The sequence below is a fragment of the Thalassospira sp. genome, from assembly GCF_030690045.1.
Lineage (GTDB): Bacteria > Pseudomonadota > Alphaproteobacteria > Rhodospirillales > Thalassospiraceae > Thalassospira.
The window spans coordinates 720,638-745,423 of the sequence record NZ_JAUYHK010000011.1 but is presented as its reverse complement, the minus strand read 5'-3'; the positions used below and the strand labels follow the sequence as shown (position 1 = coordinate 745,423).

At 56.3% G+C, this 24,786-nt stretch carries 19 protein-coding genes; 8 read left to right on the top strand and 11 right to left on the bottom strand.

Features of this window, described 5'->3' with window-relative positions; translation table 11 throughout:
• Window positions 1-193 precede the first annotated feature (193 nt).
• The 3 genes from Q8O73_RS09395 (at window position 194) to Q8O73_RS09385 (ending at window position 3,442) form a co-directional block, all read left to right on the top strand.
• Window positions 194-1,549: an MFS transporter gene (locus tag Q8O73_RS09395; RefSeq protein WP_305557853.1), complete on the top strand. Its 1,356-nt coding sequence runs from the start codon at window positions 194-196 to the stop codon at window positions 1,547-1,549.
• Between the two features lie 118 nt (window positions 1,550-1,667).
• On the top strand, window positions 1,668-2,255 hold the full coding sequence (locus tag Q8O73_RS09390; RefSeq protein ID WP_305557851.1) for an ANTAR domain-containing response regulator: 588 nt from the start codon (window positions 1,668-1,670) through the stop codon (window positions 2,253-2,255).
• Window positions 2,256-2,257: 2 nt separating this feature from the next.
• Window positions 2,258-3,442: a CmpA/NrtA family ABC transporter substrate-binding protein gene (locus Q8O73_RS09385; protein ID WP_305557849.1), complete on the top strand. Its 1,185-nt coding sequence runs from the start codon at window positions 2,258-2,260 to the stop codon at window positions 3,440-3,442.
• Between the two features lie 21 nt (window positions 3,443-3,463).
• Here Q8O73_RS09385 and Q8O73_RS09380 read toward each other — a convergent pair whose 3' ends face one another.
• The 8 genes from Q8O73_RS09380 to Q8O73_RS09345 form a co-directional block, all read right to left on the bottom strand.
• Window positions 3,464-4,174: a GNAT family N-acetyltransferase gene (locus tag Q8O73_RS09380; RefSeq protein ID WP_305557847.1), complete on the bottom strand. Its 711-nt coding sequence runs from the start codon at window positions 4,172-4,174 to the stop codon at window positions 3,464-3,466.
• Window positions 4,175-4,276: 102 nt separating this feature from the next.
• Entirely contained in the window at window positions 4,277-6,025 is a 1,749-nt protein-coding gene (locus tag Q8O73_RS09375; protein WP_305557845.1) for a SulP family inorganic anion transporter, read from the bottom strand.
• Window positions 6,026-6,205: 180 nt separating this feature from the next.
• Window positions 6,206-7,990 carry an ABC transporter ATP-binding protein gene (locus Q8O73_RS09370; RefSeq protein ID WP_305557843.1) on the bottom strand — a complete coding sequence of 595 codons (1,785 nt, stop codon included), beginning with the start codon at window positions 7,988-7,990 and terminating at the stop codon, window positions 6,206-6,208.
• An 11-nt stretch (window positions 7,991-8,001) separates the two neighbouring features.
• Entirely contained in the window at window positions 8,002-9,081 is a 1,080-nt protein-coding gene (locus tag Q8O73_RS09365; protein WP_305557841.1) for an ABC transporter permease, read from the bottom strand.
• 91 nt (window positions 9,082-9,172) lie between these two features.
• Window positions 9,173-10,513: a CmpA/NrtA family ABC transporter substrate-binding protein gene (locus Q8O73_RS09360; RefSeq protein ID WP_305557839.1), complete on the bottom strand. Its 1,341-nt coding sequence runs from the start codon at window positions 10,511-10,513 to the stop codon at window positions 9,173-9,175.
• Window positions 10,514-10,954: 441 nt separating this feature from the next.
• Window positions 10,955-12,427, bottom strand: coding sequence for a multicopper oxidase family protein (locus Q8O73_RS09355; protein WP_305557838.1), 1,473 nt, complete (start codon window positions 12,425-12,427; stop codon window positions 10,955-10,957).
• Between the two features lie 76 nt (window positions 12,428-12,503).
• A complete protein-coding gene (locus Q8O73_RS09350; protein ID WP_305557837.1) occupies window positions 12,504-12,884 on the bottom strand; it encodes a hypothetical protein in 381 nt (126 codons plus the stop codon).
• 130 nt (window positions 12,885-13,014) lie between these two features.
• The gene (locus Q8O73_RS09345; RefSeq protein ID WP_305557836.1) at window positions 13,015-14,091 is read right to left on the bottom strand and encodes an NAD(P)-dependent alcohol dehydrogenase; all 1,077 of its coding nucleotides are present in this window, start codon (window positions 14,089-14,091) and stop codon (window positions 13,015-13,017) included.
• A 404-nt stretch (window positions 14,092-14,495) separates the two neighbouring features.
• Between Q8O73_RS09345 and Q8O73_RS09340 the strand changes: the two genes are divergently transcribed.
• From Q8O73_RS09340 to Q8O73_RS09320, 5 genes are all read left to right on the top strand, one after another.
• On the top strand, window positions 14,496-16,322 hold the full coding sequence (locus Q8O73_RS09340) for an ABC transporter ATP-binding protein (RefSeq protein ID WP_305557835.1): 1,827 nt from the start codon (window positions 14,496-14,498) through the stop codon (window positions 16,320-16,322).
• Between the two features lie 39 nt (window positions 16,323-16,361).
• Window positions 16,362-17,894 (top strand): ABC transporter substrate-binding protein, encoded by a 1,533-nt coding sequence (locus Q8O73_RS09335; RefSeq protein ID WP_305557834.1) that lies wholly within the window; start codon window positions 16,362-16,364, stop codon window positions 17,892-17,894.
• Between the two features lie 63 nt (window positions 17,895-17,957).
• Window positions 17,958-18,881 (top strand): ABC transporter permease, encoded by a 924-nt coding sequence (locus Q8O73_RS09330; RefSeq protein ID WP_305557833.1) that lies wholly within the window; start codon window positions 17,958-17,960, stop codon window positions 18,879-18,881.
• A gap of 4 nt (window positions 18,882-18,885) precedes the next feature.
• Window positions 18,886-19,740: an ABC transporter permease gene (locus tag Q8O73_RS09325; RefSeq protein ID WP_305557832.1), complete on the top strand. Its 855-nt coding sequence runs from the start codon at window positions 18,886-18,888 to the stop codon at window positions 19,738-19,740.
• A complete protein-coding gene (locus Q8O73_RS09320) occupies window positions 19,737-21,491 on the top strand; it encodes a peptidase M14 (protein WP_305557830.1) in 1,755 nt (584 codons plus the stop codon). The genes Q8O73_RS09325 and Q8O73_RS09320 overlap by 4 nt, the downstream gene beginning before the upstream one ends.
• Here the strand turns inward: Q8O73_RS09320 and Q8O73_RS09315 are convergent.
• From Q8O73_RS09315 to Q8O73_RS09305, 3 genes are all read right to left on the bottom strand, one after another.
• Window positions 21,455-22,699: an ROK family transcriptional regulator gene (locus Q8O73_RS09315; protein WP_305557828.1), complete on the bottom strand. Its 1,245-nt coding sequence runs from the start codon at window positions 22,697-22,699 to the stop codon at window positions 21,455-21,457. The two genes, Q8O73_RS09320 and Q8O73_RS09315, sit on opposite strands and share 37 nt — an antisense overlap.
• Window positions 22,700-22,761: 62 nt before the next feature.
• Entirely contained in the window at window positions 22,762-23,940 is a 1,179-nt protein-coding gene (locus Q8O73_RS09310) for a fumarylacetoacetate hydrolase family protein (RefSeq protein ID WP_371135068.1), read from the bottom strand.
• Window positions 23,937-24,776, bottom strand: a complete 840-nt coding sequence (locus Q8O73_RS09305) for an ATP-binding cassette domain-containing protein (RefSeq protein WP_305557826.1) — start codon at window positions 24,774-24,776, stop codon at window positions 23,937-23,939. The genes Q8O73_RS09310 and Q8O73_RS09305 overlap by 4 nt, the downstream gene beginning before the upstream one ends.
• Between the last annotated feature and the right edge of the window lie 10 nt (window positions 24,777-24,786).

Below are 24,786 nucleotides of genomic sequence, written 5' to 3'. Positions count from 1 at the left end.
CCCAGTGCCGGGGAAATCACAGTTCTTCGTCCAATGGCGGGCGACCAGATATCCGGAATTTTGTGCGCCTTTGCGGTGCGCATGGGTCGGGTTTCGCAGGCCGCCAGCGGATTTTCAAGATGAAGCGCGTGGCCCATGACACAAACGTCGGTCGCCACCCCGTCAGGCGACCCAAACGAAGGGCTTCATTGGTATGGAAATCAGAAACAAGGCACCGCGCATCACGTTATTCAATCTGAAAACGGTTCAGATGCGGACGTTTCATCTGACATGGATGGCATTTTTCCTGTGTTTTTTTGGATGGTTTGGCATTGCGCCATTGATGCCGCTGGTGCGGGCGGATCTGGGCCTGAGCAAAGCCGATATCGGCAATACCATTATTGCCTCGGTGGCGATTACCGTTCTGGTGCGGCTTTTGATCGGTCCGTTATGTGACCGGATCGGCCCGCGCAAGACCTATACCGGTTTGCTGGTTTTTGGGTCCTTGCCGGTGATGCTGATCGGCCTTGCCGACAGTTACGAAACATTTTTGCTGGCCCGTCTGGCGATTGGGGCGATTGGCGCGTCTTTTGTGATTACGCAATATCATGCCTCGATGATGTTTGCGCCCAATGTGGTCGGAACGGCCAATGCCACGACGGCGGGTTGGGGGAATCTGGGCGGCGGGGTTACGCAAATGGCGATGCCCGCCATTCTGGCCGTGATTCTTGGATTTGGCGTGACAGAGGCCATGGGGTGGCGTCTGGCGATGATTGTGCCGGGCGTTATGATGCTGGCGATGGCGGTATTGTACTGGAAATTCACCACCGATTGCCCGGATGGCAATTTTGGCGACATGCGCAAAGGCGGTGCCCTTAAACCCGAAGACGACCATGCCGGGGCGCGCAAGGGTATGTTGGCGGCGATGCGCGATGTCCGGGTCTGGGCGCTGTTTGTGGTGTATGGTGCCTGTTTCGGGGTGGAACTGACGATCAACAATATCGCGGCGATTTATTTCTTTGACCGGTTTGAGTTAAGCCTGCAAACCGCAGGGCTGATTGCCGGGTTGTTCGGATTGATGAATATTTTCGCCCGGACTCTGGGCGGGGTGTTTTCCGACCGCTTTGCCGCCAAAAGCGGATTGTCGGGCCGGGTACGGTTCCTGTTTTTTGCGATGTTTGTCGAAGGCATCGCGCTGATCGCGTTTTCACAAATGGACGCCCTGCTGATTGCGGTAGTGATGATGATTGTGTTTTCGCTGTTTGTGCAGATGTCCGAAGGGGCCACCTTTGGCATTGTGCCGTTTGTCAATCGCAAGGCATTGGGGGCGGTTGCCGGGATTGTCGGAGCCGGCGGCAATGCCGGGGCGGTGGCCGCCGGGTTTTTGTTTGCATCCGAAAGCCTCAGCTATCAGCAAGGCCTGATGTATCTGGGCGGGGCGGTGGTGTTGTGTTCCTTTGCTGCCCTTGTCGTGCGGTTTTCGCCCGAAACCATTGCGGCGGAAAAGGCGCGGTTTGAACAGGCCGAACGGGACCGGCATGGATATGCCAGCCCGATTGCCGCAGAATGAAATTGACTGATCCGGCAGGGCATATCGCCCCTGTATCATGCGCCGCCATACCGCTGATAAAAGCGGGATAATAACAAAGAGAGAGAAAGATCATGATCAGGGATCGTGGCAGGATTGAATGAAACTTGAAGAATTCAGCATTCTGGTAATCGACGAGGATACCGACCGCGCGGCCATTGTCGAACGCGGCCTTGCCGAAGGTGGCTATACAAGGGTCAGCCGGATCGGCACATCGTATAATCTGGTGGAACGGGTGCAAGCCCTTGCCCCGGATGTAATCATTATTGACCTTGAAAACCCGGACCGCGACACGCTGGAACAGATGTTTCAGGTGTCGCGTGCCATCAAACGCCCGATTGCCATGTTCGTCGGGCAAAGCGACAGTTCGATGATCACGGCATCGGTGGAGGCCGGGGTCAGTGCCTATGTCGTGGATGGTTTGCGGCAGGATCGTATTCGTCCGATTGTCGAAATGGCGATTTCCCGTTTCAATGCCTTTGACCAGTTGCGCCGCGAACGCGACGAGGCACAGGCCAAACTGGGCGAACGCAAGCTGATCGAGCGGGCCAAGGGTATCCTGATGCAGCAAAAAGGTCTGAGCGAGGAGGAGGCCTATGCGCTTTTGCGCAAGAACGCCATGAAGCATAACCGCAAAATTTACGATATCGCGCAAAGCGTGATCACGGCTTTTCAGTTGGAGTTCTAAGCATGACACGCAAAATTGTCCGTCTTGGTTTTGTGCCGCTGGTTGATTGTGCCCTGCCGGTGGTGGCCCACGCGCAGGGGTTTGATGTTGCGGAAAATATTGATCTGCATCTGATCCGGGAAATGTCATGGGCGGCGATCCGCGACAAATTATCCTATGGCGTTTTTGATGCAGCGCACATGCTGGCGGGGATTCCGCTGGCGGCGCGGATCGGTCTGGGCGGGATGCCGGCGCAAAATCTGGTGGTGCCGATGGCGCTGGGTCGGGGGGGGAATGCGATTACCGTGTCCACCCGCCTGTATCAGCGCATGCTGGAACTTGCCCCGCAGATCATGCAGGGACCGCGCGGTTTAAGCGCACGGGCGTTGAAAAAAGTGATCGAGGATGACCGGGCGCACGGACGCCCGGTGATGTCCTTTGCAACGGTGTTTCCGTTTTCCAGCCATAATTACGAATTGCGATACTGGCTGGCGGCGGCCGGGATTGACCCGGATCAGGATATCAATATCGGGGTGATTGCCCCTCCCCGGATGTTTGACAGTCTGCGCAATGGCTGGGTGGACGGGTATTGCGTCGGTGAACCGTGGAATTTGCGTGCTGTATTTCATGGCGACGGGGTGATTGTCGCCCTGAAAGACGATATCTGGCCGCGCAGCCCGGAAAAGGTTTTGGGTGTGCGCGAAGACTGGGCAATATCGAACCCCGATACGGTATCGTCGCTGGTGCGGGCGTTGGTGCGGGCCGCTGAATGGGCTGATCAGGCGGAAAACCGCACGGAACTGGCGCAATTGTTGGCCGATGAGGGGCATGTCGGGGCGTCGTTTGATATTTTAAAGGCGTCACTGGGCGGACAGCCGGTCTTGCGACCGGGCGGCGAGGTGATTGATGTGCCGGACCGCCATGTTTTTTATCGCTATACCGCCACTTTCCCGTGGTTGTCGCAGGGGCAATGGGTTGGATCGCAAATGCAGCGTTGGGGACAGGCGCCGCTGGATATCAATATGGCGGAAATGGTCAAACGGGTTTATCGCCCCGATCTGTACCGGACGGCGGTGGCGGGCATGGATGTTGCCCTGCCGCGAGAAGACTGGCGGATTGAGGGATTGCGAGATGCGCCGGACCGGGCGTTGGTCGGACCGGACGGGTTTTTGGATAACAGCATTTTCACCCCGGATGTGATCGACTGATCCCATCCGGGAGAGGAGACATCAGACAGTGCGCAAGGCGGCAAGGCTTTGGCGTTGCTGGCCGTTTTCATCGAAATTGTCGGGCGACAACCAGGTTTCAAAAGCCTGTTTGATGCCGGGCCATTCAGTATCAATGATGGAAAACCACGCGGTATCGCGGTTACGGCCTTTATAGACCAGCGCATTGCGAAAAATGCCTTCAAACCGAAACCCGTAACGGGCGGCGGCGGCACGGGACGGTTCGTTCAGGCTGTCGCATTTCCATTCATAGCGGCGATAGCCCAATTCATCAAAGGCACGTTTCATCATCAGATACATCGCCTCGGTCCCGGCGATGGTTTGGGCGAGGGCGGGCGCATAATTGATATGGCCAACTTCGACCACGCCCATCGGGGCATCAATGCGCATAAAGGCCGCGACGCCAAGGGCGGTGTTGCTGGCCCGATCCAGAATCGCATGCAACATCGGGTCATTTTGGGCGGCCATTCCGACCAGCCATGTGCGATAGGTGGTGAAATCGTCAAAGGCATCGGTGCTGAGATAGGTGAACCGACGATCATCAAGGGCGGCGAGATTAGCATCAAACAATTGCCGCGCATGTTTTTCAGCGTCAATGGGTTCGACAATGCAATGACGCCCGGTCATGGCGATGCGGGGCGGCATGTTGCAACCCTGCCAATCGGGAACGGCAAGGCCAATCGGCTGGTCATAAGGATTTGTGCGGATCGTCATCAGGCCCCCTGAAAATGGAATTTCAACACAGGTGCTTATCGCCGGATTGGATCGCCCGGCGAAGGGCCAGTTTGCATCAGATCATGGGACCAATTGCCAAAATTACGCGGTTTTGGCGATTTCGGCCAGGGCGGCATCGATATCGGGTACACATAACAATTGCGGATGGGTCAGGATATCCATGTCTTCCAGTACCCGGCGGGGCCGGTCGCGCAGGCCGCTAAGGAACAGGCGGGTGCCGTGTTTCTGACAGGTGGCGATGAAATGTTCGATCCGCGATGCGCCGGTGGCGTCAATCATCGGCACATCATCCATGCACAGGATAAAGTCGCGCGGATATCCGGCGATGCTGTCGATCACATCGGTCAGGCGGTTGGCGACACCAAAAAACAGCGGGCCATTCAAGCGGTATATTTCAACATTGTCAGGCAGGCTGTCACGATAACGGGCGATGTCGGATTCGTGGTTACGCTGGCTGACCGGGGCGGCCGGGGTTGCCATCTGATCGGGTTGATCCTGCGAAATCAGGCCATTGCCGTTATGGGTGCCAGATTGGGTAATGGTGACACTTTCAGACATGCGGTGCATGAACAGAACGGCGGCCAGAACCACCCCGGTCTGGATTGCCACCGTCAAATCCACCATTACCGTCAGGCCGAATGTCAGGATCAGGACAACCCGGTCGCCCAAGGGGCCGCTTAGCAGGCGTTTGAAACGGTCGATTTCGCTCATATTCCAGGCGACGACCATCAGAACGGCGGCAAGGGCGGCCAGCGGCACATAATTGGCCAGCGGGGCCAGAACCAGCATGAAAGCCAGCAGGAAAACCGCATGCAGCATCCCGGCGACCGGCGACCTTGCTCCGGCGCGGATATTGGTGGCGGTGCGCGCAATGGCCCCGGTGGCAGGCAGGCCGCCAAACAGGCCCGATGCAATATTGGCAACCCCTTGGGCCACCAGTTCGCAATTGGAACGGTGGCGACGCCCGGTCATGCCATCGGCGACCATTGCCGATAACAGGCTTTCAACCCCGGCCAGAAAGGCAATGGTAAAGGCGCTGGGCATCAGTTCGGTCAGGCGGGCCAGTGTGATCACCGGCAAATCTGGTAGTGCCAGACTGGCCGAAATGCCGCCAAAGCGTGACCCGATGGTATCAATCGGCAAATTCATCAGGGCGACGGCCAGCGATGCCCCGCCAACCGCAATCAGGAAACTGGGCCATTTCGGGGCCTTGCGACGCAGGAAAACAATCACGCCAAGGGCCAAAAGGGCGACGGTCAGATTGACGATATCGACCGTATCGCGGGCCTGCCACAGGGCGGTGATTTTTGCGATGAATTCGGCGGGCAGTTCGGCCATGCTCAACCCGAACATATCCTTGATCTGGCTGGTGAAAATGATGACGGCGATGCCCGATGTAAAACCGGTCACCACCGGTTCGGGGATGTATTTGATCCAGGTGCCCAGCCGGGCAAACCCGGCAATCAGCAACATGAATCCCGCCATCAGGGTGGCGATGATCAGGCCGTCATAGCCATATTGGGTGATGATGTTAAACACCACGACAACAAAGGCCCCGGTCGGCCCGCCGATTTGAAAGCGGCTGCCGCCCAAGGCGGAAATCAGGAAACCGGCAATAATTGCGGTGATCAGGCCCTTGTCGGGTGTGGTGCCGCTGGCAATTGCCAGCGCCATCGCCAAAGGAAGGGCGACAATCGCCACCGTCAGCCCGGCAAAAATGTCATGACGCAAGGCCGTCAGGCCATAGCCTTCGCGGAAAGTGGTGACCAGTTTGGGCACAAAAAGGGGCCAGACCGGTTTGCGCGGCGAAGACGAGCGGGTTTTGGACATTCTATGCGGTTACCGGTCCCTAAGATATACAGGCGGAATATGGGTTGGGGATAATTATCCACTGAAAATGGTGTTAATGATCCTTACTAAACGACGTTCATTTTGTCAATTGTCTGATGATAAATTCGACCAAAGCATAAGCCGGTCAGAAGGACCGGCTTATGCGGGGTAATGTGTATTTTATTCGGCGACCGCCATCAGGCGCGGCGGGGCGGTTTCCTGTCGCTGCATGCGTGATGCGCGTTTTTGTTTGATGCTTTGCAACAGATGTTCATCGGGATGCGCCCCGCCTTCATAGGCTTCGAGGAATTCCAGAAGTTCTTCGCGGTAAGCGTAATAATCGGGATGATCCAGTAACGCCTTGCGCGACCGGGGCCGGGGCAGATCGACCTCCATGATATTGCCGATGCGGGCATTGGGGCCATTCGACATCATCACCACCCGGTCGGCCAGCAGGATTGCCTCGTCCACATCATGGGTGACGCAAATCGCGGTGACCCGGGTGCGTTTCCAGACATCCATCAACACATCCTGCAATTCCCAGCGTGTCAGGGAATCCAGCATGCCAAACGGTTCGTCGAGCAGCAGCAATTTTGGCGACAGGGCAAAGGCGCGGGCAATGCCAACCCGCTGTTTCATGCCGTTCGACAGATCGGCGGCCTGTTTGTGCATGGAATCCGCCAACCCGACCCGCGACAGGTAATATTCGACGACATCCTTGCGTTCCTGCCGGGTGGCGTGCGGATAAACCTGATCGACCCCCAGTGCCACATTGTCATAGGCCGTCAACCACGGCAGCAATGACGGGGCCTGAAATACCACGGCCTTGTCCGGCCCGGCTTTGGTGATGGTAGTGCCATCAAGGATGATCGCGCCGTCGCTGATATTGTTCAGGCCCGACACCATCGACAAAACAGTTGATTTGCCGCAGCCGGAATGACCGATCAGGGTGATGAATTCGCCTTTGTTCATGGAAAGATCGAACCCGTCCACCACGGTCAGCGGTCCCTTGGGGGTCGGGTAAACCTTGCTGAGATTTTTGAATTCCAGAAAACCGGCATCCTTGTGCGATGCCCCGGCGGCAAGGATTGCCGCAGGCGGTGCATTGCCGATGGTGGTAGTAGAGCCGGTTTTTTTAGTGATCGGCACAATATCGGGCAGGATGATGTCTCGGTCGGTTTCCGCCCCGCGTTCGGCACCGATGGTCATCAGATAATCGGTCACGGCGGCACGCAGGCGGATGAATTCGGGGTCGCTATTCATATCGGCCCGATCCCGCGGGCGGGGCAATGTCACCCTGAATTCTGGGCCCAGTGTGGCATTGGGGCCGGGTTTGAGCGGAATAATGCGATCTGCCAGCAGGATGGCCTCGTCCACATCATTGGTGATCAGGATGATGGTCTTTTTCTCCTGCCCGCAAATGGCGGCAAATTCATCCTGCAATTTGGCGCGGGTCAGGGCATCAAGGGCGGATAATGGCTCATCCATCAGCAGGACTTCGGGTTGCATCGCAAGGGCACGGGCGACCGCCACCCGTTGGCGCATCCCACCCGAAAGTTCGGCAGGTTTGCGGTCGCGGGCATGTGACAGCCCGACCATATTGATGTATTTTTCGGCAATCGCGGCGCGTTCGGATTTCGGTTTGGCCTTGAAAACACTATCGATGGCCAATGACACATTGCCGAAAACCGACAGCCAGGGCATCAGCGAATAGGATTGAAACACCACGCCGCGTTCCGGGCCGGGGCCGCTGATTTCCTTGCCCTTGAAGATGACGCCGCCCCGGTCGGGGGCAATCAGCCCGGCAAGGGCGGAAATCAGGGTGGTTTTGCCTGATCCGGAAAAACCGACAATGGCGATGAATTCGCCTTCCTCGACTTTCAGATTGATATCGGACAGGACATCGGTGCGCCGTACGCCGTCGCCATAATGTTTTGACAGGCCGGAAATTTCAAGAAATGCCATTATTCCTGCCCCTATCGGTTGGCCGAGAAGGTGAAGGCGCGTTGCAGCGCATACATCACCCGGTCCAGCATGAAGCCGACAATGCCAATCGTCAGAACCGCAACCATGATTTTGGCCAGCGATTGCGACGATCCGTTTTGAAATTCATCCCAGACAAATTTGCCAAGACCGGGATTTTGCGCCAGCATTTCAGCGGCAATCAAAACCATCCAGCCCACGCCCAGCGACAGGCGCAACCCGGTAAAAATCAGCGGCAAGGCCGATGGCAGGACCAGTTTGGTGATGGTTTTGCGGGTCGGCAATTGCAAGACCTTGCCGACATTCATCAAATCCTTGTCGATAGAGGCGACGCCAACCGCAGTATTGATCAAGGTCGGCCACATCGAACACAACATCACCGTGACGGCCGAAATTACCAGCGATTTTGGAAAAAGATCGCTGGTATCGACATACAGGGCCGAGACAATCATCGTGACAATCGGCAGCCACGCCAAGGGTGATACCGGTTTGAAAATCTGGATCAGCGGGTTGATCGCACCATTGAAGGTTTTCGACAGGCCCGAAGCAATGCCCAGCGGCACGGCCACCAGTGTCGCAATCGCAAACCCCAGCCCGACGGTAAACAGCGATGTGATGATTTGATCGATATAGGTCGGCTTGCCGGTATAGGTCCGCATTTTGATTTTGTCGGCATCGCCGCTGGCGATCAGTTTGGCGTTGCGTTCGTCCTGACGATCATAAAAATCGGCGGCTTTTTCGCGTTCGCGCACATGATCATCCCACAAATTCACCGCCTGTTCCCAGACCTGCGCCGGGCCGGGGATGGCGCCCAGTGATGTTTCAACCTTGGGGGCCAGAACGCCCCACGCCACCAGAAACAGACCAATCCCCAGCAAGGGAATAACCAGAACCCGTTTAAGTTCATGAAGCTGTTCACGCGGACTGTCGCCCGCGATCATTTTCAAAAGGGGTGTCAGCCAGGAAAACCCCAACGCGTCAAGCCAGCCGCTGGCCTTGTTGATCGCCGTGAAGATTTTTTCGCGGCGCGGGGCGACTGCCGGGGTGGAATGGGCATCTGTTGCATGGGCCATCTTGCAGATCCTTGGAATTCTTTCGGGAAATATCTGGCGGTGTGCCGGGGCAGGGCCGGTCATGGCGAAAGACCGGCCCGGCTTGCGTGGCCTAACTGCCTGCAACCTCGTTGCCGTCGATGATCTGGCCGGATTTCAGGCCAATCGGCAGGGAATCGATATAGGCGTTCGGCTGTTTGCCATCGAACGGAATGCCATCAATGACGTCCGTTGCCGGGGTTGTCGGGCGATAACCGTCGCTGCCCCACGGAAAGTCGGCCTCGGCAACGTGGCCTTCCTCGACCAGCATTTTGGCGGCCTCAAGATAAATATCGGGCAGATAGACCGATTTTGCGGCTTCTGCGTACCATGCATCATCCTTGTGTTCGGCAATCTGGCCCCAGCGGCGCATTTGCGTCAGATACCAGACGGCATCGGAATAATAGGGATAGGTGGCAAAGTGACGGTAAAACACGTTGAAATCGGGAACGTCGCGTTTGTCGCCCTTTTCATATTCAAAGGTGCCGGTCATCGAATTGGCGATGACTTCCTTGTCCGCCCCGACATATTCGGGTCGTGACAGGATTTCGACGGCTTCCATCCGGTTGGCATTGTCGCCTTCATCCAGCCATTGGGCGGCACGGATCAGGGCCTTGGTCAGGGCCAGCGTGGTGTTGGGATTTTGTTTGGCAAAGTCGGCGGTAATGCCAAATACCTTTTCCGACCGGTTTTTGAAAATGTCGTAATCGGTGACGACCGGGACGCCAATGCCCTTGAAAACGGCCTGCTGGTTCCAGGGTTCGCCTACGCTGTAACCGTGAATGGTACCTGCCTCAAGGGTGGAGGGCATTTGCGGTGGCGGGGTGACGGAAAGCAGGGCGTCGGCCTTGATCTGGCCGGAAATGTCGGTCGGCGAATAATAGCCAGGGTGAATATTACCCGCCGCCAGCCAGTAACGCAGTTCGTAATTGTGGGTCGAAACCGGGAACACCATGCCCATATTGAACGGCTTGCCTTCGGCCCTGAATTGATCAATCACCGGTTTGAGGGTATCGGATTTGACCGGATGGACCGATTTGCCATCGGCGTCCGTCGGAATGTGGGGTTTCATCATCGCCCAGACATCGTTGGAAACGGTAATGGCGTTGCCATTCAAATCCATCGTGAAGGGGGTGACGATGTGGGCGGGGGTGCCAAAACCGATGGTCGCGGCAATCGGTTGCCCGGACAGCATATGCGCGCCGTCCAGTTCGCCGGTGATCACACGATCCAGCAAGACCTTCCAGTTGGCCTGCGGTTCAAGGGTGACAAACAGGCCTTCATCCTCGAAAAAACCTTTTTCGTAGGCAATCGCCAGCGGGGCCATGTCGGTCAGCTTGATGAAACCAAATTTCAATTCGTCCTTTTCCACATCCAGCATATCGGCATGGGCGGGGAAAAGACCTGTCGTCATCAGCAGAACAGAGGCGGCTGCGCCTAACAGAGTGCGGCGGGTAAATTTTAATGAACGCATCTTTGTGTACCCATTTTTAAAGCCCGACGGGCCTTGCCCAAATAAAAAAGCCGCCGAACGAACATTATCGCCCTGGTGCAACAGGGGATGTGTTCATTCGGCGGCTTTGCCTGAGGCACCCATCATTGGGTGCGGTATTTCGGGGTTCCAGAAACAATCATGGAACCTGACTGAGCAACTGCAAACAATGTGCCAGAAGCCGGGAATAGATAAATTATGATGTGATTTCAGGTAGGTCTGCCAAAATCCCTGATTTTGATGCGGTTATTATATGTGCGCCGCACAGAAAATAATGATTAAATTTTAATCTTGTTCATTTTTGGTGATTAAAATTTATGCATTATGGCCCGGCGCGGATAATCATCCGCGCCGGGATCGTGGTCAGGCGATACCGTCATAATCCAGCGTTGTCATCATGCCGGTCGCCATATGATACATATGATGGCAATGAAACGCCCATTTTCCGGGATTGTCGGCATCAAAGGCGATGGTGACGGTTTGTCCGGGCGGCACCATCACTGTATCGCGCATGGCCCCCTTTATGCGGACGTCATTGATGGCGGCAACCTGAAAATGATGACCATGCAGATGCATGGGATGGGACATCATCGACGGATTTCGGAACGTGATTTCGACCCGGTCCTGCGCCCGCACCCGAACCGGGATATTTTCAACCCCGTCAATCGCCATGCCCCAGACATAACCCGCCATCGTGCCGGTCAGATCAACCGTGATGTGACGATCCGCCGGGCGGTCGGCCAGTGTTTCAATGCTGCGCAGGCGGGTTTCAAGATCAAGGCCGACAACCGGGCCATCTGTTGCGCCGGCCGGATCGATTTTGCGCACATTGACCCCGGCAGGTTGCAGAATGATGCCGGTGCGTTCGCGTGCGCCTTCGCGCAGGGCCAGAACAGGCACGGCATCGCCATCGTCGGGCATGCGCAAAACGATATCAAGGCGCTGGGCAATCGCGATGGGAAATTGCGACCCGGTCAGCGGTGCAACCGGATTGCCATCCACCGCCACAAGGGTGCCAGTGACGCGGCCCAGATCAAGGGTGAAGCTGGTCGATGCACCGCCATTGATGACCCGCAGCCGCACCATGCCGCCGCGTTCGGTGGCAATGATTTCAGGATCATCCAGAGTACGGTCATTGGCAAGATAGGCGTTATGATCGATGTCGTTCAAATCCATCATCATGTTGCCGGGCATGGTGTTCATGGCACCGGCCATACCGCCCATATTATGGCCGGCCCCATGACCCGCGCCATGCCTCATCGCACCATGACCGGAGCCGCCGCGCAGCTTTTCCAGCAATTCCATCGGGTCGGCAAAGGAAAAATCATGCAGCATGACCACGACTTCCTGCATGTCGGTCTTGCGGTCTTTGGCATCGTGAATAATCAACGGGGCGGCCATCAATTGTTGTTCCTGCAAACCATGATGGGAATGCATCCAGTGGGTGCCTGCACGCCGCAGGGCAAAGCGGTAATCATAAGACGCGCCGGGGGCAAGCAGGGGTTGCGAGATATCCGGCACGCCATCATCCCGCCATGGCGGGGTCAATCCGTGCCAGTGGATCAGGCTGGGATCGGCAATGGCGTTTTCAAGGCGCAGGGCAAAACCGTCTTCGCGGTTCAGGGTCAGGCCCGAAACACCATTGGGGGTCAGCAGGCCATAAACCGTGGCGGCCCGGCCTTTGACCTCGATCTGCCGGGTCGTGATCCGAAGGGGTGCAAGATCGGCATGGGTCATCGCCGCATGGGCGCTGCGCACAAAGGCGGGGGTGGCAAAGGCGGTCGCGCCGATACCGGCCAGTCCGGCAAGCATTTGCCGACGGGTGATCATGGTCATGAGATTATCCTGTGTAACGATCAAAAACATACCGGACGCGGTGCAGCACCTTGTCCGGGGTTGCTGTCAAATGGCGTTACACGGTTTGCGGAGGCTGTTGCGGCAGGGATGGTGTAAAGGCGCGGGCGATATGATTGCCCGGATGCCGCCATGTCGGATTTATGATGCCGATCTGTGCGGTGATCAGGGGCATGACCGGCACGCACAGGCCGCAAATACCATGTCCGTGATGATTGACCGCGAGGGGATCGGCGGTGCTGTTATCCGGGGATGAGGTGTGATGTTGATGATGGGACATTGTGGCGTGGTGGGTGGCAGAGGTTGTTTGCCCCAAGGGTGGAGCAAAATGCGACATGCCCGATAAAACAAGGGCCAACATCAGGCAAATCGACAGCCCGCGCCGATCCGACAAGGCGCGCAGGCAATGTTTGCAAAACAGATGAAATATGTCGGTCATGGCATATGTTGTTCTGAGGGATCCAAACCCGATAAAGCCTGCATAATATGGCAGATTAAGGGTCATAGTGCCAGCCGGATATAAATATCCCCTCGTCTGGCGGGGATATTTACAATGTTATCCTGTGTCATTATGCCGGAGTAATCGCGACCTTTAAAACACCATCACGTTGATGGGAAAACAGATCATAGGCGTCTTCGATCTGATCAAGGGTAAAGCGATGGGTGACCATCGGGCGCAGATCGACGCGGTTCGACGCGACAACATCAATCAGGCGACGCATGCGTTCCTTGCCGCCGGGGCACAGGGTGGTGATGATTTTATGATCGCCCAGACCGGCGGCAAACGCGCCCAGCGGAATGCGCAAATCGCCGGAATAAACCCCCAGACTGGACAGGGTGCCACCCGGACGCAGGGCATTCAGGCCTGCTTCAAAGGTGGCCTGGGTGCCAAGGGCCTCGATAGCGACATCGACACCCCGGCCATCCGTCAGGCGCATGATTTCCTCGACCGGGTCGGATTTTTTGAAATCAATCACATGATCCGCCCCCATTTTTTTGGCAATTGCCATGCGTTCAGGCACGGTATCAACACCTATGATGGTAGTCGCCCCCATCAGTTTGGCCCCGGCAACAGCGCACAGGCCAATCGGGCCCAATGCAAAGACAACCACGGTATCGCCAATTCGTACCTTGCCGCTTTCGGCCCCGGAAAAGCCGGTGGACATGATGTCGGGGCACATCAGAACCTGTTCGTCGCTTAAACCATCGGGCACCGGGCTTAAATTCGTCATGGCGTCGGGCACCAGAACATATTCGGCCTGACAACCGTCAATGGTATTGCCAAACCGCCAGCCGCCCATTGCCTTGAAACCGTGTTTTGTTCCGGCCCCATCCTGTGAATGGCAGCCACACAGGCAGGCGTAACTATGGCCGCTGGGCGTGATTGCACCGGCAATCACGCGCTGACCTTCGTGGTATCCTTCAACACCGGACCCCAGTTTTTCAATGATCCCGACGGGTTCATGACCGATGGTCAGACCCTTGGCAACCGGATATTCGCCTTTGAGGATATGCACATCGGTGCCGCAAATGGTGGTGGTGGTAATGCGGATCAGAGCATCCATCGGCCCGACATCGGGGATCGGTTTGTCATCCAGCACGATGCGTCCGGGTTCGACAAAAATCGCTGCTTTCATCATGGCCATCAAGAATCTCCTTATATAGGGTTCCGGGTTTGGGGCGATCATTTCGCCAGCGACCTGTGCGACGTCGTCCTGCGGTCCCATGCCGGGGATTTAACCACGGAGTGGAATGTGGATGCCATGCGGTATGTCAATTTGCCCTGATCATCGATTTGTTGACGAAATGTCGAATAAATGCTGATATCGAATCATAAACAATATACAGTCTACAAAATCAGATCAGGATGAGGCGGGATATGACGGGCATCAGGTCATCCGGGCGACACGAATGCGTTGCAACCGCAGGCATGAAGCCGGGGGCACATGCCGGATTCAGGCTGCGCCGTGTGTCATTGTTTCCTGAAACGCATCCCTGATCGCGCCCCTTACTTTTTCATCGAATGCCGACATTTTACGAGGATATTTGCGTGACCGAAGCTGCATCTTCTCCGCTTTTGAGTGTCGATAATCTTTCTGTTGAATTCGGGTCGTCGCGTGTTGTCGAAAATCTGGGTTTTTCTGTTGCGGCTGGTCGGACTTTGGCGATTGTCGGGGAATCGGGTTCCGGAAAATCGGTGACATCGTTGTCGGTGATGCGTCTTGCCGACATGATGGGGGGCAGCTATGCCAGCGGTAAAATCATGTTTGCCGGGAACCGGGGAACGGTTGATTTATTGTCGCTGACGCAAAAGGAGATGCGAGCCATTCGTGGCAAGGAAATTGCCATGATCTTTCAGGAACCGATGACGTCGCTTAATCCGGTTTTTACGATTGGCGACCAGATCACCGAAACCCTGATCCTGCATGAAGGCATGGCGAAAACGTCGGCAATGGCCGAGGCCAAACGGCTTTTGGATATGGTACGCCTGCCCGATGCCAAAGACCTTTTGCATCGTTATCCCCATCAATTGTCCGGCGGCATGCGCCAGCGGGTGATGATTGCGATGTCGCTGGCCTGTGGCCCCCGGCTGTTGATTGCCGATGAACCGACAACCGCCCTTGATGTGACCATTCAGGCGCAAATTCTGGGGATTATTCAGGATTTGCAAAAAGAACTGGGTATGGCGGTGGTGTTTATCACCCATGATATGGGGGTTGTTGCCGAAGTCGCCGATGATGTTGTGGTGATGTGGAAGGGCAAGAAGGTTGAAGAAGGCCCGGTTGCCGATATTTTCGCCCATCCGTCCCATCCCTATACCCAGACCTTGCTGGGGGCTGTGCCCCGGCTGGGCAGTATGGCGGGTGAAGATTTTCCCAAACGGTTTCCGGTCATTGTCATGGAGGGCAATATCCCGAAATGCATGGGTACCGAACATGTGCAAAACACCGTGCAATATGACAAAAAACCGATCCTGTCGGTCCGCGATCTGGTGACGCGATTTGATATCAAAAAGGGATTTTTTGGCGGTGTGACCCATCGGGTACATGCTGTTGAAAAGGTCAGTTTTGATATTTATCCCGGTGAAACCCTTGCTCTTGTCGGGGAATCCGGATCCGGCAAATCGACGATTGGCCGCACGATCCAGCAATTGCAGGATGCGACCAGTGGCGATGTTTTTTTCAGGGATCGTTCCCTTGCCGCGATGAACAAGGGTGAACGCCAGAAACTGCGCCAGAAAATCCAGTATATTTTTCAGGATCCGTTTGCATCCCTTGATCCGCGCCAGAAAATCGGATTTTCGATTGCCGAGCCGATCCGCACCCATCATTTGATCATGGATGAAAAACAGATCGGCAAGCGGGTGGATGCCCTGCTGGAACGGGTGGGGTTGCCAATCAGTTGCGCCGGCCGGTATCCGCATGAATTTTCGGGCGGCCAGCGCCAACGCATTTGCATTGCACGGGCGCTGGCATCCGATCCGGAACTGATTATTGCCGACGAGGCCTTGTCGGCCCTTGATGTGTCGATCCAGGCGCAAATCATCAATCTGTTTATGGAATTGCAGGAAGAACGCGGACTTTCCTATCTTTTCATCAGCCATGACATGGCGGTTGTCGAAAAGATGAGCCACCGGGTTGCGGTTCTGTATCTGGGCCAGATGGCGGAACTGGGTACCCGCCGTCAGGTTTTTGAAACGCCGTCCCACCCCTATACGCAGCGCTTGCTGGCCGCCGTTCCGGTTGCCGATCCGCGCCGCGCCCATAATCGTGTTTTGCTGGAAGGGGAAATTCCAAGCCCTGTCCGGCGGGTCGGGGATGAGCCCGATCTCCTTGTTCACAGGGAAATCGCCCCCGGTCATTTCGTGGCCGTCTGATCGTCTGAAATTCGGGTTTTCGCAACAGGAGAGAATGGCATGGTGAAGAAAAAGGGATTACAGGCAGCGCTGCTGGCGCTTGCCCTGACGGGGGGCGTTTTTGCAACTGCCCCGGCACAGGCTGAAGGAACACTGATTGTTTCGTCGCCGCAAGACCCCGGCAGTTGGGACCCGATTGACACGTTTCTGGTCAACTGGGCATCTGTTTCGACCAATATTTATGATGGCCTGACCTATCGCGGGCCGGATGCCAAACTGGTGCCGGGGCTGGCGACGTCGTGGGATGTTTCCGAAGACGGCAAAAAAATCCGGTTTCATCTGCGCGAAAATGTCACTTTTCACAATGGCGAACCGTTTAATGCCGATGCCGTGAAATTCACCTTTGACCGCCTGTTGGGCGAAGAAGGCGCCAAAGGCCCGCAACGGTCAAACTATATCGCGATCAGTTCGGTTGATGTGATCGACGATCTGACGGTTGATTTTAACCTGACTGCGCCCGATCCGGTTTTGCTGACCAAATTGGCGGGGTACGGGGCGATGATCGTGCCGCCGAAATACATCACCGAACAGGGCGACGATTATTTCAACGTCAATCCGGTCGGCACAGGGCCGTTCAAATTTGTGTCCTACGAACCGAAAATCGGCATCAAGCTTGAAGCCTTTGCCGATCATTGGGGCGGTGCACCCAAATTGTCGAACCTTGAATACCGGTTTATCACCGAACCGGCTACCGCCGTTGCCGAATTGCAGGCGGGCCGGGTTGATATCGTGATTCCGCCGACCATTCCGATTGGCATGATTCCGACCATCGAAGCCGATGACAAACTTGCTGTGGTCAGTGTCGCCAGCCCGACGGTTGTCGCCCTGCGTTTCAACACCGCCAACGGCATTACAGCCGATGAGAAGGTGCGCAAGGCACTGATTCTGGGTGTGGACCGCGAGATGATCATTCAGTCGATTTTGGGTGGACAGGCATCGCCGATTGCCAGTTTCCAGGGTGAATTGTCGTTTGGTAATGACCCGGACATGGTGCCGCTGCCCTATGATCCGGAACAGGCGATGGCCCTTTTGGCCGAAGCCGGGGTCGCACCGGGTGCAAGCCTGCAAATTGATATTCGCGGCAATGACGCGACCTTTAACGAAGTGGTACAGGCTGTCGCCAGCTATCTTCAGGTTATCGGTCTTAATGCGACGATCCAGCCCTATGAAACCAATGTGTTGTTGAACGACATCATTCCGACCGGCAAAACCGGCGAGATGTTCCAGCAATCATGGGGCGGCTGGACGCTGGATTACGACAATACGGCGTATTCGATGTATCACAGCGGCGAAAAATGGAACCCGTATGACAGCGACGCGGAACTTGATGCGTTGCTGGAATCTCAGCGCGCCATCACTGATCAGGCCAAACGCGAGGAAATCCTGAAATCCATTGCGCATTATACGGCAGATCGGGCTTTGGAAATGCCGCTTTATAACCTGAACGCCATTTTTGGCGTGAACAAGCGCGTCAAGAATTTTGAAGGTGTGCCGGACAGCCGTTTGCGACTGACCAATGTCAGCGTTGACTAACACAACAGGAATGCCGCCCGTCTGGTGCGGGCGGCATTTATCCTTACAATAAGGACGGGGCCCTTGGTCGGTTTTCTTATCAAACGTTTCGCACAAGCGGTATTTGTCATTCTGGCGGTGACGCTGATTGTGGCCTTTGCCATCCGCCTGACCGGGGATCCGGCGTTGATGTTGACGCAAGGGTCAGGCAGCGTGACCGAGGCCGATCTGGTGCGCATCCGCGAGGCGTTGGGCCTGAACCAGTCCTTTTTTGCTCAGTATTGGGGATTTCTGACGGGGCTGGTTACCCTTGATTTCGGGCGCAGTTTTTTGGGGGGCACCCCGGTTGTCAAACTGGTCGGCGCGGCCTTGCCTGCCACCCTGTTGTTGGCCCTGGCATCTTTGGTGGTGTCGATTGCGGTGTCGATCCCGCTGGGCATTCAGGCGGCAGTATCGCGTGGGAAATGGCCAGATCAGATGATCCGCATCCTGTCGCTGGTCGGCTTATCCTTTCCGAATTTCTGGCTGGCGATCATGATGGTTCTGTTGTTTTCGATCACCCTGCAATGGTTGCCGCCCAGCGGCATGGACGGCGCGATGAGTTTCATCATGCCTGCCCTGACCATGGGAATCATCCTGACGGCGACCAATGTGCGGCTTGTCCGGACGTCGATGCTTGAAACCCTGCAATCGCAATACATCATGGTGGCCCGCGCCAAGGGGCTTAGCGAAAATGTCGTGCTGTACAAACATGCCCTGCGCAATTGTGCCATTCCGCTGATTACCTATTTCGGTTTGCAATTTGGCGCGCTGTTGGGCGGGATTGTGGTAGTGGAACGGGTGTTTAACTGGCCGGGACTGGGCACGCTGGCTTTTGACGCCGTCGGGGCCCGTGATTATCCGGTGTTGCAGGCGGTGATTACCGTTCTGTCGCTGTTGATCGTTGCTGTCAATCTTCTGGTCGATATTGCCTATGGCTTTATCGATCCGCGCGTCCGGACGGAGTAGGCCGATGTCATCCCCTGTTTCATCATCGCGGTTTGCACAGTTCAAAGGTCTGGAATTCGTGCTGGGTACGATCCTGACCGGCGGTATGTGTCTGGCCGTTTTGTTTTCCGATTTCATTTTTCCCGACAGCGCCTTTAAAATCAATCTGATGGCGCGCCTGCTGCCACCCTTTGCCGATTGGAGCCATCCGTTTGGCACCGATCCGCTGGGCCGAGATGTGTTGGCGCGGGTGATTGGCGGCGGCAAAATTTCGCTTCAGGTCGGGTTTGTTTCGGTTGCCGGGGCGGTCGTTGTCGGCGTGATCATGGGCCTGATTTCCGGGTATTACCGCGGGTTCTGGGACATGATCGTCATGCGCTTTGCCGATGTGCAGCTTGCCATGCCGTTCATTCTTCTGGCGATCACCTTTATCGCCATTGTTGGTGGCGGCCTGACCAATATGATCATTTTGCTGATTGTGTCGCAATGGGTGCAATATGCAAGGCTGGTGCGTGGTCTGGTTCTGTCGTTGCGGGATCGGGAATTTATTCTGTCGGCCCGTGCGATTGGCGTTAAGGATCGCAGCATTTTATTTCGGCATTTGCTGCCCAATCTGATCGGGCCGGTGATTGTGCTGATGACGTTGAATGTCGCTACCAATATCTTGCTGGAAAGCAGCCTGACGTTTCTGGGGTTGGGTGTTGATCCGCTGATCCCCAGTTGGGGCGGTATGCTGGCCGATGGCCGAACCTATCTTCAGAATGCGTGGTGGGTCAGTGTCTTTCCCGGGCTTGCCATTCTTTTGACCGTGCTGGGCCTGAATCTTTTGGGGGACTGGCTGCGCGACAGTCTTGATCCGACAGGCAGAACATCGAAATGACCATCATTTATCAGGGCGGGTTTGACCGCACACTGGATCGTCTTGTCGCGGATTTCGGGGCAGAGACCCATCGCGGAAAAACCATCGAGGCATGGTTGTTTGAAGACGAACCCAGCCGCCGTTCTGCCGAACAAAGCCTTGCCACCTTTGGCGTTCAGGCCCGTATTCGCAGTGCTTACAAGCCGCTTTTGCATTTCTTTCTGGAAGATGCCGGGCTGGACGGATTTTCGGAAATTGTTGTTGCCTGTCCCGAATATACCGGCTGTGCGGGCAACCGTTTTTTGCTGGAAACCTATCCGCTGGCGGCGCTTGTCGGTGATGCGAAAATACGGTTTGTGACGGCCAAACGGGATGATTTTGTCTATGATGTGACCCTGACACGGGCGGATGGTCATCGGGCAAATTATTCTGTTTTCGCCCCTAATCGTCATCATCTGGATGCGGTGGGCGAAAGCTGTGTGTCGCCGACCGGCTGGATCAGGATTACGGATGCGAATGGGACCATTCTGCGCGATGAACGGATAGAAACCGATTACGAGGCGCTGTTTGCAACCGGCATTCAGGCGATTGCCGGTCATGACTGGGGCCATCGCGAACCTTATTTTGAGGAATTGAATATCCGGGTGACATTACCGGGTACGGATCGCAATTGTGGATACGGGTTTGAAGCAATCAGCCTGCATGAAGCCCTGCATGAGGATTTCTATTTTTCCCTGCTGGAATTGTTTCAGAAAAAATCGGGTCGGCCCTTGGGCGACCGGGGGTTGCAACCTGGGCAAATTATCCCGGAAATCATTCACGGCGATGGTGCGCCGACACTGATGATTGAAACGCGGCCTTATGCCGTTGCCGAACGTAGCGGAGCAGTCCAAAATCTTGAGGACGCACAGGCCCCGTTATCAGCCGATCAAATCCGCGATGAACTGGCGGCGATTGACGGCGAAACGTTTGAAACGCGGTCTTATGCCGGGCGGCCTTTGCGGGCGCGATATCATCGGGGACGTGATGCCGCCGTCATGATCAGTGGCGGGCAGCATCCCAATGAAACCAGTGGCATTGTCGGGGCCTTGCGTGCGGCCAGAATTCTGGCCGCACGGCCCGGTGCGCATTTTACAATTTCGCCGCTGGAAAACCCCGATGGATATGCCGTGCATCAACGGTTATGTGCCGATAATCCGGCGCATATGCACCATGCGGCGCGTTATACCGCGCTGGGCGATGATCTGGAATATCGCACGGGGGACCGGTTGTATGAAAAGGAAATCCGGGTTCAGGCCGAACGTCTGAGCGGCGCACAGTTGCATGTCAATTTACACGGGTATCCGGCGCATGAATGGATCCGGCCCCTGTCGGGGTATGTGCCGCGTGGTTTTGGTATGTGGACCTTGCCAAAGGGATTTTTCCTGATCATGCGCCATCATGCGGGATGGAGCGAACGCGCCGAAAATTTCATCGACCACGTGACCAGAAACCTTGTGGCGGTGCCGGGGCTGGTCGCGTTTAACCGGGCGCAGATTGATCTTTATGAAATCCATGCCGGTGAAACCGGTTTTCGCATCATCAACGGTTTCCCATGTCTGGTTTCGGTTGATGACCGGCATCAGGTGCCGCTGACGCTGATTACCGAATATCCGGATGAAACAGTTTATGGCGAGGCGTTTGTCGCCGGACATACGGCACAGATGGCAACGGTTCTGTCGGCGTATGAGGCCTTTCAGGCCGTGCTGACGGAAAACATCCGTTCGTCGTAACGCAACAGGGATTGGCCGATGGCCCCCAATAATGCCAGATCCTGATCCCAGGGCAGGTGCAGGATTTCGGGGCCATCGCGCAATTCCGCCACCAGTGCCTCGCGCAGGCCGCGCCGCATGTCGGGTTCCATCAAATCATAGGCGCGCGCACCCGACCCGGTGATCAATATGCGTTCCGGCCCGATCAGGGCGATCAGATTGGCAATGCCATATCCCAGAACCTTGCCCGCATGACGGAACAGATCGGCGATGTCTTCGCGGCCATTGCGGGCCAGATGTACCAGTTCCATCATCTGTTCTTCGGAGGGGTGCAGGCTGTTGGCGGCCGGGGGCAGGTCGATCAGCCCGGCGGCATCGCGCAGCAGGGCATAATCGCCGATATAGGCTTCCAGACAACCGCGGCGTCCGCAATTGCATATCGGGCCGTCGGGCTGATATTTGGTGTGGCCAAATTCGGCCGCCGCGCCAAACGGCCCGTTATAAACCGAACCGTTCAACACCATACCCATGCCCACCCCGTATCCCAGCATGATAACGGCAAAATCGCCAGCGCCGTGCCACTGATCGTTCTGGGTGATGGCGGTGGCGATGCAATTGGCGTCATTCGACATTTCCACGATACAGCCATAACGCTGCATCAAGGGGGCGGTGATTGGAATGTGGCGGTGCCGCAGGGCGGGCGACCACATGATGTTGCCGCTATTGGCATCGGCAATACCCTGAACCGCAATGCCAATGCCCGATGGCCGCACCGACAGCTGATCCTTGTGATCGGCAAGGAAACGGTCAATCAGGTGACACAGGGTTTCGACCAGTGCATCGCTGTCGAGATCAAGGGTATTGGTGACATGTTGGCGGGAAACATCAATTTCGCCCTTGAAATTGCCAAGGACGATTTCGATGTGGTTGATCGTCAGTTTTACCCCGATCATCGCAACCGCAGAAGGCACAAGATCCAGCAGGATTTTCGGTCTGCCCCGGGCGGCATTTGCAACGGTGCCCGCACCATTGGGAATGGGGGATGACTGGATTTCACGCACCAGCCCCTGTGCAATCAGGTCGGCGGTCAGCGCGGTGACGCTGGCCGGGCTGAGACCGGTGGCCGCCCCGATATCGATCCGCGCCGCCGGTCCCCGGACGCGAAGATAGCGTAAAATTGCGACCTGCGATGGTTGACGGAGAATATCGGTTTCGGATGACCGGATCATGGGGCGGGATGTTGTCCTGTGGTTAGGCGGGATCAGGGGAAGGGGAAAGAAGGGACGCGGGCCTAAAGAAGGCCGCGCGCCGCCAGATTGGTGATCAGGGCGGTAATGCCAAACTGCCAGGGTGCAATCACATCGGACCGGTCCACCCGGTTGACCAGTGCGCCCATTTTGGGTGTCGATATGGTGACGATATCGCCGACCTGGTGTGTGAAGCCGCGACCATCGGCACCCCGATCGGCAACCGGGGCAAACATGGTGCCTAAAAACAGCATGAACCCATCGGGATATTGATGATGTTTTCCGGCGGCCTGGGCAACCAGACTTTCGGGGCTGCGGCTGATTTTGCTCATGGAACTGACGGCTTCGAGATGGAATCCTTCGGGGCCGTCAATTGTCAGGCCGATATCGGCGGATTTGGCATCGGCCAAGGTGAAGGCACCGTCAAACAGGCGGATAAACGGCCCGATGGCGCACGAGCCGTTATTGTCCTTGGCCTTGCCCAGCAACAGGGCAGATCGTCCTTCGACATCGCGCAGATTGACATCATTGCCAAGGGTTGCGCCAACGATACGTCCTGTCGAGGTCACGGCCAGAACGACTTCGGGTTCGGGATTGTTCCAGTGCGACACCGGATGCAGGCCGACATTTGCGCCATGTCCGACCGATGACATCACCGGGGCCTTGGTGAAAATTTCGGCATCCGGGCCGATCCCGACTTCGAGATATTGCGACCATGCGCCTTTTTCCAGCAGGATTTTTTTAATCTCGGCAGCCTTGTCCGAACCGGGCACAATTTGCGACAAATCATCGCCGATAATATCGGTGATCCCGGCGCGAATGACATCGGCCTTTGAGGAATCGCCACGGGCCTGTTCCTCGATCACCCGTTCCAGAAGACTGGCGACAAAGGTGACGCCGCTGGCCTTGACGGCCTGCAAATCATTGGGGGCGAGCAGATGCAATTTGCTGTCATCGGCATCGGGCTGGCTGTTTTTTACCGCATCGGCAAGGTTACCAACCAGGGGGAAATCCTTGGGGTTTGCCAGATCGGCAACAAGGTCGGATCGTTCCAGAAGCTGACTGACCGTCGGGGCGAGGCTGCTGATATCGCGCAGATTGCCACCATCGACCAGAACGGGCGTTGGTCCCGAAACACGCGGGTCCCAGATGCGCCCGATCAGCAGGGCATCCTGCGCATCATGGGGCAGGATATCGTGTGGTGTCAGTGTCATCGCGGTCATAATGTCGGTCCTGTTGTTTCGGTATCCTGCGGGCGAAGTGTCGCCCCGTGAATATTGGTGGCGCCAGGGCCAGCCAGATGCAAAAGATGTTGCGGCATTTTTCCCAGAATGATCATGCCCAGAACATCGTCATGGGTGACGTCTTCTGTGCGTACCGATCCGACCAGCTTGCCGTTCTTCATCACATGCAAACGGTCAGATAAATCAAATACATCATGTAAATCATGGCTGATCAACAAAATGCCAAGTCCGTCCTGTTTTAACTGGGCAATCAGATCGCCGACCATTCGGGTTTCATGGACGCCAAGGGCGGCACAGGGTTCATCCATGATCAGAACGCGGGCCTCGAATAACAGGGCACGCGCAATGGCGACCGATTGCCGTTGTCCGCCCGACAAGGCCGATACCGGCGATGCGAATTTTTGAAAATTCGGGTTGAGGCGGTGCAGAACCTCGCGGGCCTTGTGTTCCATTGCGGCATCGTTGAGAAACCCGAAACGGTCGGTAATCTCGCGGCCCAGAAACAGGTTTTGGGCGGCGTCCAGATTATCGGCCAGCGCCAGATTCTGATAAATCGTTTCGATATTGTGGTCGCGGGCATCGCGGGCATTTTCAATGCGGGCTTCCTTGCCATCGACAATCACGGTGCCGCTATCGGCGACATAGGCCCCGGACAGGATTTTGATCAGGGTGGATTTGCCCGCCCCGTTATGGCCCAGAACACCCACCACTTCGCCGGGGTAAAGATCGATGGAAACACCATCAACCGCCTTGACGCCGCCAAAACTGATATGGATGTCGCGCATTTCCACCAATGGCCGGATATCTGTGGTCATGTCCGTGCTC